This is a genomic window from Bradyrhizobium sp. 172 (genome assembly GCF_023101065.1).
GTDB lineage: Bacteria > Pseudomonadota > Alphaproteobacteria > Rhizobiales > Xanthobacteraceae > Bradyrhizobium > Bradyrhizobium canariense_D.
In genome coordinates this window covers 4,618,598-4,634,531 of record NZ_CP064701.1, presented here as the reverse complement: position 1 = coordinate 4,634,531, position 15,934 = coordinate 4,618,598, and the positions used below count along the sequence as shown (strand labels likewise).

Annotated in this window: 14 protein-coding genes; 10 read left to right on the top strand and 4 right to left on the bottom strand. The window is 64.0% G+C overall.

Annotated elements, in window-relative coordinates; all coding sequences use genetic code 11:
* The first annotated feature begins 34 nt into the window (after positions 1-34).
* From IVB07_RS22505 to IVB07_RS22485, 5 genes are all read left to right on the top strand, one after another.
* Positions 35-1,732 (top strand): GMC oxidoreductase, encoded by a 1,698-nt coding sequence (locus IVB07_RS22505; protein ID WP_018459228.1) that lies wholly within the window; start codon positions 35-37, stop codon positions 1,730-1,732.
* 261 nt (positions 1,733-1,993) lie between these two features.
* Positions 1,994-3,508, top strand: a complete 1,515-nt coding sequence (locus tag IVB07_RS22500) for an ATPase domain-containing protein (RefSeq protein ID WP_247363251.1) — start codon at positions 1,994-1,996, stop codon at positions 3,506-3,508.
* On the top strand, positions 3,505-5,214 hold the full coding sequence (locus IVB07_RS22495; RefSeq protein WP_018459226.1) for a response regulator: 1,710 nt from the start codon (positions 3,505-3,507) through the stop codon (positions 5,212-5,214). Before IVB07_RS22500 ends, IVB07_RS22495 begins: the two co-directional genes overlap by 4 nt.
* A 301-nt stretch (positions 5,215-5,515) precedes the next feature.
* Positions 5,516-6,079, top strand: coding sequence for a hypothetical protein (locus IVB07_RS22490; RefSeq protein WP_026233759.1), 564 nt, complete (start codon positions 5,516-5,518; stop codon positions 6,077-6,079).
* A gap of 26 nt (positions 6,080-6,105) precedes the next feature.
* Positions 6,106-6,303, top strand: coding sequence for a hypothetical protein (locus tag IVB07_RS22485; protein WP_018459224.1), 198 nt, complete (start codon positions 6,106-6,108; stop codon positions 6,301-6,303).
* On the opposite strand, the gene IVB07_RS22480 is transcribed toward IVB07_RS22485, so the two are convergent.
* The 3 genes from IVB07_RS22480 to IVB07_RS22470 all read right to left on the bottom strand — a co-directional run bounded on the left by IVB07_RS22480 (position 6,300) and on the right by IVB07_RS22470 (position 9,811).
* A complete protein-coding gene (locus tag IVB07_RS22480; protein ID WP_018459223.1) occupies positions 6,300-7,595 on the bottom strand; it encodes an MFS transporter in 1,296 nt (431 codons plus the stop codon). The genes IVB07_RS22485 and IVB07_RS22480 overlap by 4 nt on opposite strands.
* Positions 7,596-7,701: 106 nt before the next feature.
* Positions 7,702-8,898, bottom strand: a complete 1,197-nt coding sequence (locus tag IVB07_RS22475) for an acetyl-CoA C-acyltransferase (protein ID WP_247338094.1) — start codon at positions 8,896-8,898, stop codon at positions 7,702-7,704.
* Positions 8,899-9,040: 142 nt separating this feature from the next.
* Positions 9,041-9,811, bottom strand: a complete 771-nt coding sequence (locus IVB07_RS22470; RefSeq protein ID WP_018459221.1) for an enoyl-CoA hydratase — start codon at positions 9,809-9,811, stop codon at positions 9,041-9,043.
* 151 nt (positions 9,812-9,962) lie between these two features.
* Here IVB07_RS22470 and IVB07_RS22465 point away from each other — a divergent pair, with 151 nt between their 5' ends.
* Positions 9,963-10,502: a PaaI family thioesterase gene (locus IVB07_RS22465; RefSeq protein ID WP_018459220.1), complete on the top strand. Its 540-nt coding sequence runs from the start codon at positions 9,963-9,965 to the stop codon at positions 10,500-10,502.
* 59 nt (positions 10,503-10,561) lie between these two features.
* Positions 10,562-11,182: a TetR/AcrR family transcriptional regulator gene (locus IVB07_RS22460; RefSeq protein ID WP_018459219.1), complete on the top strand. Its 621-nt coding sequence runs from the start codon at positions 10,562-10,564 to the stop codon at positions 11,180-11,182.
* A 3-nt stretch (positions 11,183-11,185) separates the two neighbouring features.
* Here the strand turns inward: IVB07_RS22460 and IVB07_RS22455 are convergent, their stop codons facing one another.
* Positions 11,186-12,094, bottom strand: a complete 909-nt coding sequence (locus IVB07_RS22455) for a LysR family transcriptional regulator (RefSeq protein WP_018459218.1) — start codon at positions 12,092-12,094, stop codon at positions 11,186-11,188.
* A 101-nt stretch (positions 12,095-12,195) separates the two neighbouring features.
* On the opposite strand from IVB07_RS22455, the gene IVB07_RS22450 reads away from it, so the two are divergent.
* Genes IVB07_RS22450 through IVB07_RS22440 form a run of 3 tightly spaced genes read left to right on the top strand, consistent with a single transcriptional unit; the run spans position 12,196 to position 15,926 of the window.
* Positions 12,196-13,692, top strand: a complete 1,497-nt coding sequence (locus tag IVB07_RS22450) for a CoA-acylating methylmalonate-semialdehyde dehydrogenase (RefSeq protein WP_018459217.1) — start codon at positions 12,196-12,198, stop codon at positions 13,690-13,692.
* A 24-nt stretch (positions 13,693-13,716) separates the two neighbouring features.
* A complete protein-coding gene (locus tag IVB07_RS22445; RefSeq protein WP_018459216.1) occupies positions 13,717-14,862 on the top strand; it encodes an isobutyryl-CoA dehydrogenase in 1,146 nt (381 codons plus the stop codon).
* On the top strand, positions 14,859-15,926 hold the full coding sequence (locus IVB07_RS22440) for an enoyl-CoA hydratase/isomerase family protein (protein WP_018459215.1): 1,068 nt from the start codon (positions 14,859-14,861) through the stop codon (positions 15,924-15,926). The genes IVB07_RS22445 and IVB07_RS22440 overlap by 4 nt, the downstream gene beginning before the upstream one ends.
* Positions 15,927-15,934 lie beyond the last annotated feature (8 nt).

The following is a 15,934-nucleotide window of genomic DNA, read 5'->3' as shown; positions in this document are numbered from 1 at the left end:
GCTTCCCGGGCAAGAACAAGAGGAAGCGCCAATCGTGTACGACTTCATTATCGTGGGCGGCGGCTCGGCGGGGTCCGTGCTGGCCCACCGGCTCTCCGCGAGGAGCGCCAACAAGGTCCTGCTCTGCGAGGCTGGACAGGACACACCGCCCGGAGACGAGCCGGCCGAGATCAAGGACAGCTATCCGGGGACGGCCTATTTCGATCCGCGCTTCCACTGGACCGAGCTCAAGGTCACGACCCAGATCGTCAGTCACAACAACCCGGACGAAGGGCGCCCGCCCCTGCGCAAATACGAGCAGGCTCGCGTGCTTGGCGGCGGCTCCTCGATCAACGGCCAGATGGCCAACCGCGGCGCGCCGACCGATTACGACGAATGGGAAGCGCGCGGCGCCGCGGGGTGGAGCTGGAATGATGTGCTGCCCTTCTTCAAGAAGGTCGAGCGCGACCTCGATTTCGACGGTCCCTACCACGGCAAGGACGGCCGCATCCCGGTCCGCCGAATCCCCAGGGAGCACTGGACGCGGCATTCGCAGGCGTTCGCGCAAGCCTTCCAGCAGGCCGGACATCAGTTCCTGCCCGACCAGAATGGCGAGTTCGTCGACGGGTTTTTCCCGGTGACGCACTCGAACCAGGCCGAGCAACGCGTCTCGGCTGCCATGGGCTATCTCGATCGAGACACGCGCAAGCGCGCCAACCTCACGATCTCCACCAACACGCAAGTCAGGGAGTTGCTGTTCGAGGGCACGCATTGCGTCGGCGTGAAGGCGGTGGTCGACGGGCGGGAGCAGGAATTCCGCGCCGGCGAGATCATTCTCTCCAGCGGCGCCATCCATTCGCCGGCGCATCTGTTGCGCGCCGGCATCGGCCCGGTCGGTCACCTCAGGGATATGGGCATTCCCGTGTTGATGGGGCTGCAGGGCGTCGGCCAGCGCCTGATGGATCATCCCTCGATCTCGCTATCGTCCTTTGTCCGCCGCGGCGCGCGGATGAACGAGCACACCAGGCGCCACATGCAGCTTGGCCTGCGTTACTCGTCCGGGCTCGAAGGCGTACCGAAAGGCGACATGTTCGTCGTCCTGCTCAGCAAATCGGCCTGGCACGCCGTCGGTGAGCAGATCGGATCGCTGCTGACGTTCGTCAACAAGACCTATTCCGAGACCGGACAGGTCAAACTTGCCTCGCGCGACACGGCAGTCGAGCCGATCGTCGAATTCAACCTGTTGTCCGACCGGCGCGACCTTGATCGCCTGATGAGCGGTTTCCGCAAGATGGCGGCCGTGCAGATGAGCGACGTCGTCAGGGCCGTGACGGACAAGCCGTTCCCGGCCTCCTATACCGACCGCGTGCGCAAGATCGGCGTGGTCAACACCAAAAACAGGATTCTCACCAAGATCGCCGCGGCCCTGATGGACGGGCCGGCGGCGCTGCGCCACTACATGATCGACAATTTCGTGGTCGAGGGCTTCACCTTCGACGACGTCATCAACGATGACGAGGCGCTGGAAGCCTTCGTGCGCAAGGCCACGATCGGCGTGTGGCACGCCTCCTGCTCGTGCCGCATGGGCCGGACCGATGATCCGATGGCGGTGGTCGATCCAGAGGGGCGCGTCAAAGGCGTGCAGGGCCTGCGCGTCGTCGATGCCTCCATCTTCCCGGTGGTGCCGTGCGCCAACACCAATTTTCCAGTCCTGATGTCGGCGGAGAAGATCTCGGCCGCGATGATGCAGTGAGCTGGCGCGGCTTTCGGGGCGCGAACTGGCTTGTCGACGCTGACCGGCTGGGACCGCCAGTCAGACCGCAAAAGCTAAAATAGGGGGCGAGAACGGTTCCGCGGCAGACGGTCTGGCGGACATGCATCTGAAGGCGGAACTTGGAACCCGGCTTGGGCGTTCTTTGCCAAATTTCGCCTTACGGCCGGGGCCGGACCGCTGACCGCGCGTCCATCTCGGGGCCGGAGCGCACTTTTGGCGATGGAGCTTCACGGGGGGTCAATGATCAATTCATCGAGCCGGGCGCAAACCAGCGACCCCGGAGAGTTGCCCAGGATTTCGACCGGCAGTGATGGCCTCGACGATATCCTCTACGGCGGGCTCGATCCCAATCGCATGTACCTCTACGAGGGTCGGCCCGGCTCGGGCAAGACCACGATGGCGCTTCAATTCCTTCTCGAGGGCGCCCGCTCCGGTGAACGCGTGCTCTATATCTCCTTGTCGGAAACCAAGCGTGAGCTGACGCTGGTTGCACAGCGGCACGGCTGGTCGTTGCAAGGAGTCGACATCTTCGAACTGGTGCCGCCTGAGACGACGCTCGATCCGGAGCGCGAGCTCACCGTCTTCTACCCCGCCGAGATGGAGCTGAGCGAAACCACGGGCCTGATATTCAAGGAGGTCGAACGGATCAATCCCGCGCGCGTGGTGCTGGACAGCCTGTCCGAGCTCCGCCTCCTTGCGCAGAACCCGCTGCGGTACCGGCGCCAGGTTCTGGCCCTGAAGCACTTTTTCACCAACCGCAACTGCACGGTCATCCTCCTCGACGATCTCTCGTCCTCCCAGGACGATCTGCAACTCCATTCGATCGCGCATGGCGTCGTGATGCTCGAACAGCTCGCCATTGATTATGGGGCAGAGCGCCGGCGGCTTCGCGTGATCAAGATGCGCGGCATTCGATTTCGCGGCGGTTTCCACGATTTCACGATCGAAGCGGGAGGGGTGCGGATATTCCCCCGTCTGGTGGCGGCGGAACATCACACCTCGTTTATCGGTGAGTTGACGCCCAGCGGCAATGCACACCTCGACCAGCTACTGGGAGGAGGGCTCGAGCGCGGCACCAGTGCGCTGCTCTTGGGCGCCGCCGGTGTCGGCAAGTCGTCTCTCGCGCTGACCTATGCGATCGCGGCGGCAGATCGCGGTGAGCATGCGGTGTTCTTTGCCTTCGATGAAGGTCGCGGTACAGTGGAGGCCCGGGCTCGAACGCTGGGCCTGCCGCTTGAAAGCCATCTGCAATCGGGACTCATCCGATTTAAACAGATCGATCCCGCCGAAATGTCCCCCGGCGAATTCGCCGCCAATGTGCGCAACAGCGTCGAAAAGGACAACGCCCGAATTGTTGTCATCGACAGTCTGAACGGCTACCTCAACGCAATGCCGGATGAGCGATTTCTCATCCTCCAGATGCACGAGCTCTTGAGCTATCTCGGGCAGAAAGGCGTGCTGACCGTCCTTATCCTCGCTCAGCATGGGCTGGTCGGCCCGATGGAAACGGCCCTCGATATCAGTTATTTGAGCGATGCCGTGCTCATGCTGCGCTATTTCGAGGTCGGCGGAACGGTGCGGCGCGCCCTCTCGGTCGTGAAGAAGCGCAGCGGCAATCATGAAAATTCCATCCGCGAGTTTCGTCTTGGCAGTGCCGGCATTACGGTCGGTCCTCCGCTGACCGGATTCAGCGGCATCTTTTCCGGGAATCCGCGTTACTCGGGCACGGAGATACCGGAGGGGCTGTCGGAATGAGCGCCGACCGCGATCATTGCGTCCTCGTGTTTGCTCCGATTGGCCGCGATGGACCGGCATCGGTCGAGCTTCTCCGCAGTTCGAATCTCGTGGCAATCAATTGTCGAGGTCTGCCTGAACTGGTCAACGAGATGTCGGCTGGCGTGGGCGCGGTGCTTCTCGCCGAGGAGGGCTTGTTCGGAAAGGATACCCAGCCGCTGGCACATTGGATCGAGCGGCAGCCGCCCTGGTCCGACCTGCCCTTTGTCATTCTTACCAGCCACCGGGAGCAGCCGGCGGTGGTTGCCTGGCGCCGCAGCATCGTCGAGACACTCCGCAACGTTTCGCTGCTCGAGCGCCCGGTTCAGCCGATCACGCTGACGAGCGCAATTCAATCCGCAATGCGGGCCCGCCGGCGGCAATATGAAATTCGGACCTTGCTGCAGGCGCGCGAGCGGACGGCCCAGGAGCTCGAGAAGCTCGTGGTCGAGCGCACCCGTGCCCTCGAGGAGGCCAACAAGCATCTGCGGGCCGAAATGGAAGAGCGCGCCCGCGTCGAGGAGACCCTTCGTCAGGCCCAGAAGATCGAGGCCATTGGGCAATTGACCGGCGGAGTAGCTCACGATTTCAATAATCTGCTGATGGTGATCTCCGGTGGATTGGACATGCTCGACCGACAGACCGATCCTGATCGGCGGCGTCGGCTGTTGGAAGGAATGGTTCAGGCGGCGCAGCGTGGTGCGGGCCTGACCAGGCAGCTTCTGGCTTTTTCACGGCGGCAGAAGCTCCGGCCCGAGGCCGTCGACATCCCCGCGCAGATCGGCGGCATGCGCGAATTGCTCGATCGGAGCCTGAGAGGCGACGTTCACGTCGAGTTCGATTTTCCGGAGGGGCTTTGGCCGGTTGAGGTCGATCCGGGAGAGCTCGAACTGGTCATTCTCAATCTGGCGGTCAACGCCCGCGATGCGATGCCGAACGGCGGTACGATCGTTGTCCGTGGCGAGAACCTGGCCGGCCTGAACGAGAACGAGATCGCGGGCGATTACGTTCGCCTATCCGTGGTCGACAGGGGTGTTGGAATGAGCCCCGAGATCCTGGCGCGGGTCTTCGAACCGTTCTTCACGACCAAGGATGTCGGGAAAGGCTCGGGCCTGGGGCTTGCTCAGGTCCACGGATTTGCCACGCAATCACGCGGGATGGTTCGAATAAAATCGATCGTCGACGAGGGCACCAGCATCGAGCTCTATTTGCCGCGATCCAGGAATATCCCTTCGGGTGAACGGCACCTCATCGACCTGAACAGGGCGCGGCCCAAGAAGGCCAATCAGGGGCGAATCCTCCTCGTCGAAGACGACGACGAGGTCGCCGCGCTCGTCAGCGAGATGCTTGCGCAGCTCGGTTACCAGGTCACGCGGGCGGCCAGCGCTGCGGCGGCTCTCGGTGCCCTAGCGGACGGCCGCTCCGTCGATCTGGTGTTTTCCGATATCATGATGCCGGGCGGCATGAACGGTGTCGAACTCGCGCGCGAGATCAGAAGAAGGCGAAGCGACATTCCGGTCCTGCTGACGAGCGGATACGCCGAAGCCGCGGTTCACGACGCCGAGCAGGCCGGGATCCGGATCCTATCGAAGCCTTACCACATCGACGAGCTCGCCGCAGCGCTCGGCGCTGCAAAATCGGACTTTGCGATAGCCACAGGAGCGGGTTTGGCGACGACTCGGGGTTGACCAAGCGCGCAACAATCACCGGCCGGGTTTATGGCTCGAGGGGTACCCTGCGCAATTGTGCGCTCGGGCCGGTCGACGCCCATCGGTGAGCGGCGCGTGCACATGCGATCGCGTTTCGGTTGCGACGACACGCGTTCGTTCTCTGCGAGTTATCTATCTCCGCCGCTACGTCTGGGCTATGAGGACTGCAGAAATCGGCCTGCAAATGAAGCCACTTTTGGCCGTTCTTTTAGCCGATTTCAGCCAAACTGTTATTGGTTTCTCATTGCCGGGGCAGGGATCTTCAATTTGGAGCCCTGCAATGTTCAAGGCGGTTCTTTCTGCGTGTCTCTTGGTTGCCCTCAGCTCCGTCGCTTCCGAAGCACGGACTTATCGCATTCATCAAGTACCTGAATGCAACGTCACGATGCCCTGCGACTTCTCATATGCGCAACCGCGCCGTGAGCGGGCTTCCCGGTCCCCACTGAATCCCAGGTCCTCGCTACAAGCCTATCGCGCGACGCAATTGACAGTGACCGACGCGGGCGGCGCCCCGACGACGAGCATCTCCAGCGCCCGCATCGTCGGCAGTCGTCCGGCAGGGTGTCCTTCCTCCTTCTGCGGCTGCGGCGCGGCTCTGCGCGTGTTCGGCCGTATCGTGCCGGAATTGAATCTTGCGGCCAATTGGCTGCGCTTCCCGCGGACATCACCCGCACCGGGAATGGTCGCAGCGCGACGTGGACATGTATTCGTCCTCGAGCAGCATTTGGAAGGGGACATCTGGATGGCGTACGATGCCAACTCGGGCGGACACGCGACGCGAATGCATGCGCGTTCATTGCGTGGCTATACGATCGTCAACCCGCGCGGGGGGTCCCTCGCCTGAGCGGCCAGCCGACATAATTGCGACACATGAACATCCGCAAGGCGTCTGTTGACGGTTACGGCAGGTTCGCCTTGCTGATTTTCGATCTGCGACGGCTGGTCGCGCTTTACCTTCAGGTACGTCTTCCGCAATCGAGCGGCACCCCGAACCCGGACGACCCGCCTCGTGTCGGGCGGATCGGTGACGCCGCATTTTACGGCGTCACCGGCACCATCAGATACTAAGCCATCGCCGCTTGCGGCTTCGGCTTCGGTTGTCGCGACAGCGTCAGCACGATCAGCGAGGCGAACACGCAGAGCGCGCCGGCGATGAAGAAGGCGGGCAGGTAGCTCTGATAGACCGTCCGCGAGAGACCGGCGCCGAAGGCAGCGGTGCCCGCGCCGAGCTGGTGGCCTGCAAAGATCCAGCCGAACACCAGATTGGCGCGCTCAGGTCCGAATTTCTGCGCGGTCAGGCGCACCGTGGGCGGCACAGTTGCAATCCAGTCGAGCCCGTAGAACATCGCGAAGATCGAGAGCCCATAGAACGAGAAATCGCTGAAGGGGAGGAAGATCAGCGAGAGCCCGCGCAGGCCGTAATACCAGAACAGCAAATAGCGGTTGTCGTAGCGGTCCGAAAGCCATCCCGACATGATGGTGCCGAAGAAGTCGAAGATGCCCATTGCAGCCAGCAAGCCCGCGGCCTGCACCTGCGGGATGCCGAAATCGAGGCACATCGGAATCAGATGCACCTGCACGAGGCCGTTTGTGGATGCGCCGCAGACGAAGAACGTCGCAAACAGGACCCAGAACGCGCCGCTCTTCGAGGCCTCGCGCAGCGTGCCGAGTGCGACGCCGGTGATCGAGCCATGGCTGACGGGCGGCGCTGGCAGGGGTGTGGTGCCTTCGTCGCCGAACGGGCGCAGGCCCAAATCGCTCGGACGGTCGCGCATCGCGAGCAGGACCGCGAGGGCGGAAACACCAAGTGCGATGCAGACGAAGCCGAGCGCAAGCCGCCAGCCGAAGCGTTCGGTGAGGCTTGCCAGCAGCGGCAGGAACACGAGCTGACCGGTGGCGACGCTCGCGGTCATGATGCCGACGACGAGGCCGCGCCGCGCCGCGAACCAGCGCGTCGCGATGGTAGCGCCCAGCACCAGCGCGGTCATGCCGGTGCCGATCCCGATCACGACGCCCCACAGCGCGACGAGCTGCCAGACCTCCGTCATCCCGAGCGAGAGCACCAGCGCCGAGACCACGATGAGCTGCGCGGTCAGCGTGACATTTCGCAGGCCGTAGCGGTTGAGCAGGGCCGCCGCGAACGGCGCCATCAGCCCGAACAGGATGAAGCGAATCGACAACGCCGACGAGATCTCCGCCGTGCTCCAGCCGAATTCCTTCTGAAGCGGAACAATGAAAACGCCGGGCGCGCCGACCGTGCCGGCGCTGATCAGCGCGGTGAGGAAGGTCACGCCGACCATCACCCAGCCGTAGTGGATATTGCGGCGGCCGAGTGTTGCCGCGAGCCAGTTCGAGATCATTGGGCCTCAATCTTGATGGGCAGGCGAGAGCCTGCGCAAGTTTTCAGAATGGCACGGGACGCGTCTGTCGGAAATGACGGAGTTCCCTCATTTCCGGACGTTCTCGTCAGTGCGTCAGGCGCTCTACCGCGATCGCAGTAGCTTCGCCGCCGCCGATGCAGAGCGCGGCGACGCCACGCTTGAGGTTTCGCGCCTCGAGCGCATGCAGCAGCGTCACGATCAGCCGTGCGCCGGTGGCGCCGATGGGATGGCCGAGCGCGCAGGCGCCGCCGTTGATGTTGAGCTTGTCGCGGGGAATGCCGAGATCGCGCTGGGCCGCCATCGCCACCACGGCGAAGGCTTCGTTGATCTCGAACAGATCGACATCGCCGGCATTCCAGCCGACTTTGTCCAAGAGCTTGCGGATCGCCGGGATCGGGGCCGTAGTGAACCATTGCGGCTCCTGGCTGTGGGTGGTGTGGCCTTTGATCACGGCGAGAGCCGGCAGGCCGCTGCGATCGGCGAGCGAGCGCTTCGTCAGAACCAGCGCAGCGGCGCCGTCGGCGTTGGCGGAGGAGGCCGCCGGCGTGATGGTGCCGTTGGCGCGGAACGCCGGCTTCAGCCCGGGGATCTTTGCGGGATCGACCTTGAGCGGATGTTCGTCATTGGCGACGATGCGGGGGCCGGCCTTCTCACTCAGCGTGATCGGCGCGATCTCGGCCTTGAACGCACCGCCCTCGACCGCCTTGCGTGCGCGGCTGAGCGTTTCCATCGCAAAGGCGTCCTGGTCCTTGCGGGTGAACTGATAGGCTTCTGCGGTGGCCTCGCCGAAATCGCCCATGGAGCGGCCGGTCTCGTAGGCGTCTTCGAGGCCGTCCATCATCATATGGTCGATGATGCGATCATGGCCGGCGCGATAGCCGCCACGCGCCTTGGCGAGCAGATACGGCGCGTTGCTCATGCTTTCCATGCCGCCGGAGACGACGATCTCGGCCGAGCCGGCGCAAATGATGTCGTGCGCCAGCATGGTCGCTTTCATGCCGGAGCCGCAGACCTTGTTGACAGTAGTCGCGCCGGTGGCATCGGGTAGGCCGGCGGCCCGCGCCGCCTGGCGCGCGGGGGCCTGGCCCTGGCCGGCGGGAAGGACGCAGCCCATGAAAACCTCGTCGATTTTCTCCGGCGCAAGCTTGGCACGCTCCAGTGCCACGCCGATCACGTGCGATCCGAGCTTGTGCGCGGCCAGCGGCGAAAGCTCGCCCATGAAGCGGCCGAGCGGTGTCCGGACGGCGGAGACGATGACGACGGGATCGGCGGCTTCGGCCATGGGTGAGACTCCGTGAGATGCCAACTATGTAAGATTACGGTCATCATATGATGCGGCGCAAAAAATGCAACTGCGCGGGGCATGAGAAATTGTCGTAGGTCGGATGAGATTTGCTCGTTCGATCGGACGAGGTGGAGAGCGCCTACCGCTTCCGATTCACAAACGCGCCCATCAGCCGCGTCGGCTCGTCCGTCAGGAACGACTCGCCGAAGACTTTGACGCTCAAATTTACCGACTCGGTCAGCGGCAGCTCCTCCCATTGCCGCAGCAATGCCTTCTGCGACCGCAGCGCCTCGGGGCCGCATTCGAGCAGGGCCTTCACGAGGTGCTCGACCTCGGCATCGAGCCCACCCTCCGGCGCGACCTTGTCGACCAACCCCCAGGCCAGCGCCGTCGGCGCGTCGATGTTCTCAGCGGTCATCACCAGCCAGCGCGCGCGGGCCCACCCGATCAGGCGCGGCAGCAGCGCGGCATGGATCACCGAGGGAATGCCGACCCGCACCTCCGGCATGCCGAAATGCGCATCACGGGCGGCGATCCGGAAATCGCAGGCCGCGGCGACTTCGAGCCCGCCGCCGAGGCACCAGCCGGGCATGCGCGCGATCATAGGGGCCGGGAAGGCGCGCACGGCCTCGCAGAGGTCGCGCAGGCGGCTGATGAAGGCCTCGGCGGACTTCTGGTCGAGCTTGGCCATCTCCTTGATGTCGGCGCCGCCGATCATGCTCTTCTCGCTCTGGCCGCGCAGCACCACGACCCGGATGCTGCGGTCGGACGAGAGCTGCTGCAGGCCTTCGCGCACCGCATCGGTGACGGGCGAGCTCAAAATGTTCAGCGAGCCGGCATTGCAGATCGCGACATGAACGACGCCGCGCGCATCGCGCGTCACGCCGCAGTGGTTGTTGAGCATTTCCATGAGAGGATCTCTGAGCTTCGTAGACGTGCGAATACGCCGGTCAGGTCACACTTCCGGGCCGAAACGCATTGCTTGTCAAGCCGGCGGGGAGGGAGTTGCCAGCGCTAAGTCCGCAGCATAGTATGATGAAAATCATACAAAAGAGGCCGCGATGACCGACATCGATCAACTCGACCTGTTTTCGCCTGCGGGCCGGCGCGAGCGGGTGGTTGAATGGCAGGTGCCTGCGCCGGTTGCGAAAGTGGCGATGGGCCTGTCAGGCATGGATGCGATGCTGGGCATCCGCGACGGAAGGCTGCCGCCGCCACCCTTTGCCAAGCTGATCGGCTTCATCATGGCCGTGGTCGAGCCGGGCCGGATCGTCATGGAACTCGAGCCGCGCGAGGATCTCGAAAACACCATAGGCCTCCTGCACGGGGCCACAGCCGCCGCGCTGCTCGACACCGCCATGGGGTGTGCGATCTCGACCCGGCTGGAGCCCGGGCAGGGCTCCGTCACCCTCGATCTGAAAATGACCTTCCTGCGTCCGCTCTCGGTCCGGTCCGGGTTGATCTCCGCCGAAGGCAAGGTGATCAAGCTGGGACGCCAGACCAGCTACGCCGAGGGATTTGTCCGCGACGGTAAGGGGGCGCTTGCGGTGCACGCAACGGCGACCTTTTCCATGATCGGCAACAATTTTACCGGGAATTAATGCGCCGTCCGGCCGATATCCGTGTTATTAGATGACCCCCGACATCCAATGAGATCCGCATGCGCTATTCCCGGGAACACAAGCAGGAAACCCACGACCGCATCGTGAAGAAGGCTTCCGTGCGGCTGCGCGAAAAGGGCGCCCACGGCATCGGTGTCGCCGACCTCATGAAGGAAGCGGGCCTGACCCATGGCGGCTTCTACGCCCATTTCGATTCCCGCGAGGCGCTGGTGATCGAGGCGTTTGGCTACGCTATGGATCGCTCGATGGAGCACTGGCGCAAGCAATCCGATCAGGTCACGCCGGAGAAGCAGCTCAGTCAGATCGTTGAGACCTATCTCTCCGCGGTGCATCGCGACAACCCCGGTCACGGCTGCTCGATCCCCGCGCTCGGCGCCGAGATCGCCCGAGAGAGCCCGAAGACGCGAAAGGCCTTTGCCGGCAAGCTCGACGAGATGATCGAGATGATCACGGACTTCATCCCGAATCTGCCGCGCAAGGCCGCGCGCAAGCAGGCGATCGCGACGCTGGCGACCATGGCCGGCACCATGTTGCTCGCGCGCATTGCCGGCTCGAGCGAGCTGTCGGATGAGGTGCTGAAGACGGGCAAGGACAGCGCGCTGGACGGCGCGCGGCGTGAGCCGAAGGCTGCGGCGGCGAAAAAGGCGAAGCAGAGCTAGGCTTCAGAGCCCCGCAAACAACGCCCGCTCGCGCTCCACAATCTCGGAAATATAATCCGCCACCGCGCGGATGCGTGCGAGGTCCTTGCTGTCGGCGTGCATCAGCATCCAGAAGGTGCGGGTGATCGAGACCTCTTCCGCCAGCACCGCAATCAGCTGCGGATAGTCGGCCGCCATGAAGTGCGGCAGCACCGCAATACCGAAGCCGGCGAGCGTGGCGTTGAGTTGTGCGATCAGATTGGCGCTGCGCAAGCGCGCGGAGATCTTCGGCGAGACCTGCGGCAGATAGTCGAGCTCGGGCGTGAACAAGAGCTCCTCGATATAGCCGACGAATCGATGCTGCGGCAGGACCTCGCGCGAGGTGATTTTCGGGAAGCGGTCGAGATAGGCGGGCGCGGCATAGAGTCCGAGCCGGTAGTCGAGCAGCTTGCGGCCGACGATGCGGCCTTCCTTCGGCATGGTCAGGCTGATGGCGATATCGGCCTCGCGCTTGGAGAGGCTGAACAGCCGCGCGGTGGCCACCAGTTGCAGGTCGAGATCGGGATACCGGTCCGCGAACGGCGCCAGTCGCGGCGCCAGGAAGGCGGTGCCAAAACCGTCCGGCGCGCCGATCCGCACCGTGCCGGTCAGCCGCGCCACGGAGCCACCGACCTGCTCCTGGTTGGCGACGATGGTCGATTCCATCGCTTCCGCGCTGTCGGCGACGCGCTGGCCGGCCTCTGTCAGCAGGTAGCCGGTCTTGCGCCGGTCAAACAGCTTGGCCGAGAGGTGCTTCTCCAGCCGGTCGACGCGGCGGATCACGGTGGCATGGTCGACGCCGAGCTGTTTTGCCGCAGCCGAAACCGAGCCGCCCCGCACGATGGCCAGCACGAACCGGAAGTCGTCCCAGTCGATAGCGCCTTGATCCAGCATTTTCGCACATCTATGGTGCATTATCTCAGACTTGAATCCTATAAAATGCAGGTCGATAGGATTTGTCAAAGCGTTCAAGCTCGCCTCAAGGAGACCATTCCATGCGTTCAGTCGGACATTTCATTGGTGGCAAGGAGGTCAAGGGCACCTCGGGCCGCACCGCCGACGTTTTCGAGCCGATGACCGGTGACGTTCAGGCCAAGGTGGCGCTGGCGTCCAAGGCCGAGGTTCGCGCCGCCGTGGAAAACGCCCGCGCCGCGCAGCCGGAATGGGCCGCGACCAACCCGCAGCGCCGCGCTCGCGTCATGATGAAGTTCGTCGAGCTGGTGCAGCGCGACTACGACAAGCTGGCCGAACTGCTTGCCCGCGAGCATGGCAAGACCGTTCCTGACGCCAAGGGTGACATCCAGCGCGGCCTCGAGGTCGCGGAGTTCGCCTGCGGCATTCCGCATCTGATGAAGGGCGAGTACACCGAAGGCGCCGGCCCCGGCATCGACATCTATTCGATGCGCCAGGCGCTCGGCGTCGTCGCCGGCATCACGCCGTTCAATTTCCCGGCGATGATTCCGATGTGGAAGTTCGCTCCTGCGATTGCCTGCGGCAACGCCTTCATCCTGAAGCCGTCGGAGCGCGATCCCGGCGTGCCGATGATGCTTGCCGAACTGATGATCGAGGCGGGCCTGCCGTCCGGCATCCTCAATGTCGTCAACGGCGACAAGGAAGCGGTCGACGCCATCCTCGACGATCCCGACATCAAGGCCGTCGGCTTCGTCGGCTCCACCCCGATCGCGCAATACATCTACGAGCGCGCCGCCCAGACCGGCAAGCGCTGCCAATGTTTTGGCGGCGCCAAGAACCACGCCATCATCATGCCGGATGCCGACATGGACCAGGCAGTCGACGCACTGATCGGCGCCGGCTACGGTTCGGCCGGCGAACGCTGCATGGCCGTGTCAGTCGCGGTTCCGGTCGGCAAGGCCACTGCCGACCGCCTGATGGAAAAGCTGGTCCCGCGCGTCGAGAGTCTCAAGATCGGCACCTCGATCGATCCCTCCGCCGATTACGGTCCGCTGGTGACGCGCGAGGCGGTCGAGAAGGTCAAGGGCTATATCGACATCGGCATCAAGGAAGGCGCGACGCTCGCCGTCGACGGCCGCGGCTTCAAGATGCAGGGCTACGAGAACGGCTTCTATCTCGGCGGTTCGCTGTTCGACAACGTCACCAAGGACATGCGGATCTACAAGGAAGAGATTTTTGGCCCCGTGCTCTCGGTCGTGCGCGCGCACGATTACAAGGAAGCGCTGGCGCTGCCGTCGGAGCATGATTACGGCAACGGCGTTGCGATCTTCACCCGCGACGGCGACGCCGCGCGCGACTTCGCGGCCAAGGTCAACGTCGGCATGGTCGGGATCAACGTGCCGATCCCGGTGCCGATTGCGTATTACACCTTCGGCGGCTGGAAGAAGTCGGGCTTCGGCGATCTCAACCAGCACGGCCCGGATTCGGTCCGCTTCTACACCAAGACCAAGACGGTGACCTCGCGCTGGCCGTCCGGCGTCAAGGAAGGCGCGGAGTTCTCGATCCCGCTGATGAAGTAACCGTCGTTGGAGCGAAGCTAACAGATGCAGTTCGCTCTGAACGAGGATCAGATCGCGGTTCGCGACATGGCGTTGGCGTTTGCGGCGGAAAAGATCGCGCCGCACGCGCTGCGCTGGGACGAGGAGAAGCATTTTCCCGTCGAGGTGATGCGCGAGGCCGCCACGCTCGGCATGGGCGGCATCTACATCCGCGAGGATGTGGGTGGCTCCGCCATGACACGGTTCGACGCGGCGCTGATCTTCGAAGCGCTGGCGACGGGCTGTCCGACCACCTCGGCCTTCATCTCCATCCACAATATGGCGTCGTGGATGATCGATGCCTACGGCAGCGACACCCAGCGCCACAAATGGCTGCCCAAGCTCTGCACCATGGAGCTGATCGCGAGCTACTGCCTGACCGAGCCCGGCGCCGGCTCGGACGCGGCAGCGCTCCGCACCCGTGCCGTGCGCGACGGCGATCATTACGTTCTCAACGGCCAGAAGCAGTTCATCTCCGGCGCCGGCGGGACCGATCTCCTGGTCGCGATGGTGCGCACCGGCGGCGATGGCCCCGGCGGCATCTCGACGCTGGTCATCGACGGCAACACGCCGGGCGTCTCGTTCGGCGCCAACGAGCGCAAGATGGGCTGGAACGCGCAGCCGACCCGCGCCGTGATCTTCGAGAACGCCCGCGTGCCGGTCGCCAACCGGCTGAGCGAGGAGGGCGTCGGTTTCAAGATCGCGATGGCAGGCCTCGACGGCGGGCGTCTCAACATCACAGCGTGCTCACTAGGCGGCGCGCAGACCGCGCTCGACAAGGCGCGTTCCTACATGAAAGAGCGCAAGGCTTTTGGAAAACGCCTCGACGAATTCCAGGCATTGCAGTTCCGTCTCGCCGACATGGCGATCGAGCTCGAGGCCGCGCGTACGTTCCTGTGGCGCGCAGCGGCGGCGCTAGACCGCAAGGATCCCGACGCCACGATGCTCTGCGCGATGGCCAAACGCTTTGGCACCGATGCCGGCTTCGAGGTCGCCAACCAGGCGCTTCAGCTGCACGGCGGCTACGGCTATCTCAGCGAATACGGCATCGAGAAGATCGTGCGCGATTTGCGCGTGCACCAGATTCTCGAAGGCACCAACGAAATCATGCGGCTGATCGTGGCGCGCAAATTGATCGAGGGCGCCCGATGAGTGGAGCGGAGGAAGGCGATCTGGTCGCATGGGTCGAAGGCTCGGCCGGATTTATCAGGCTCAACCGCCCCAAGGCGATCAATGCCGTGACGCTGGAGATGTTTCGCGACATCGACAAGGCGCTCGACCGTTTTGAGGCCGATCCCGCCGTTGCCGTGATCGTGCTGGAAGGTGCCGGCGAGCGTGGCTTGTGTGCCGGCGGCGACATCCGTGCGCTCTGGGAAAGTTCGAAGGTCAATGGTGACCTCGGCAAGATCCTGTGGCGGGAAGAGTACATCCTCAACGCCCGGATCAAGAAATTCCCGAAACCTTATGTCGCCTTCATGGACGGCATTGTGATGGGCGGCGGCGTCGGACTCTCGGCGCATGCGAGCCATCGAATCGTGACTGACCGTACGAGGCTTGCGATGCCCGAGGTCGGGCTCGGTTTCTTTCCCGACGTCGGCGGCACTTGGCTGTTGTCACGCTCGCCGGGCGAGATCGGCACTTATTTCGGCCTGACCGGCCAGACCATGAACGGCCCCGATGCGATCCATGCCAGGTTTGCCGACGCGGTGGTATCGGCGGCCAAATGGCCCGAGTTGCGCGACGCGCTGACCAAAGTTCGCCAGGGCGTCACCGCGGCCGATGTCAGCAAGCTCATCAACGGTTTTGCGACCGGGGAGATCGCGGGGCCGGTCGCCGCAAAGGAGCCGGCGATCGACGCACTGTTCGGCTTCGACCGCATGCAAGACATTTTTGCCGCGCTCAAGCGCGACGGTTCCGAGTTCGCGCTGGCGACGTTGAAGGCGCTCAACGAAAAATCGCCGCGCGGCATGGTGGTGACGCTCAAGCTGCTGCGGCTCGCGCGCACCGCGTCGAGCCTGGAAGAATGCCTGGTGCGCGAATATCGGGCTGCGCTGGAAGTCTTCCGCAGCGACGACTTTCGCGAAGGCGTGCGCGCCGCCGTGATCGACAAGGACCGCAATCCGACCTGGTCGCCGTCGCGAATCGAGGACGTCACGCCGGACATGCTTGCGCACTATCTCGCCGAGATTGGCGCCGACGAATTGAAGTTCAACTAACAACGTCT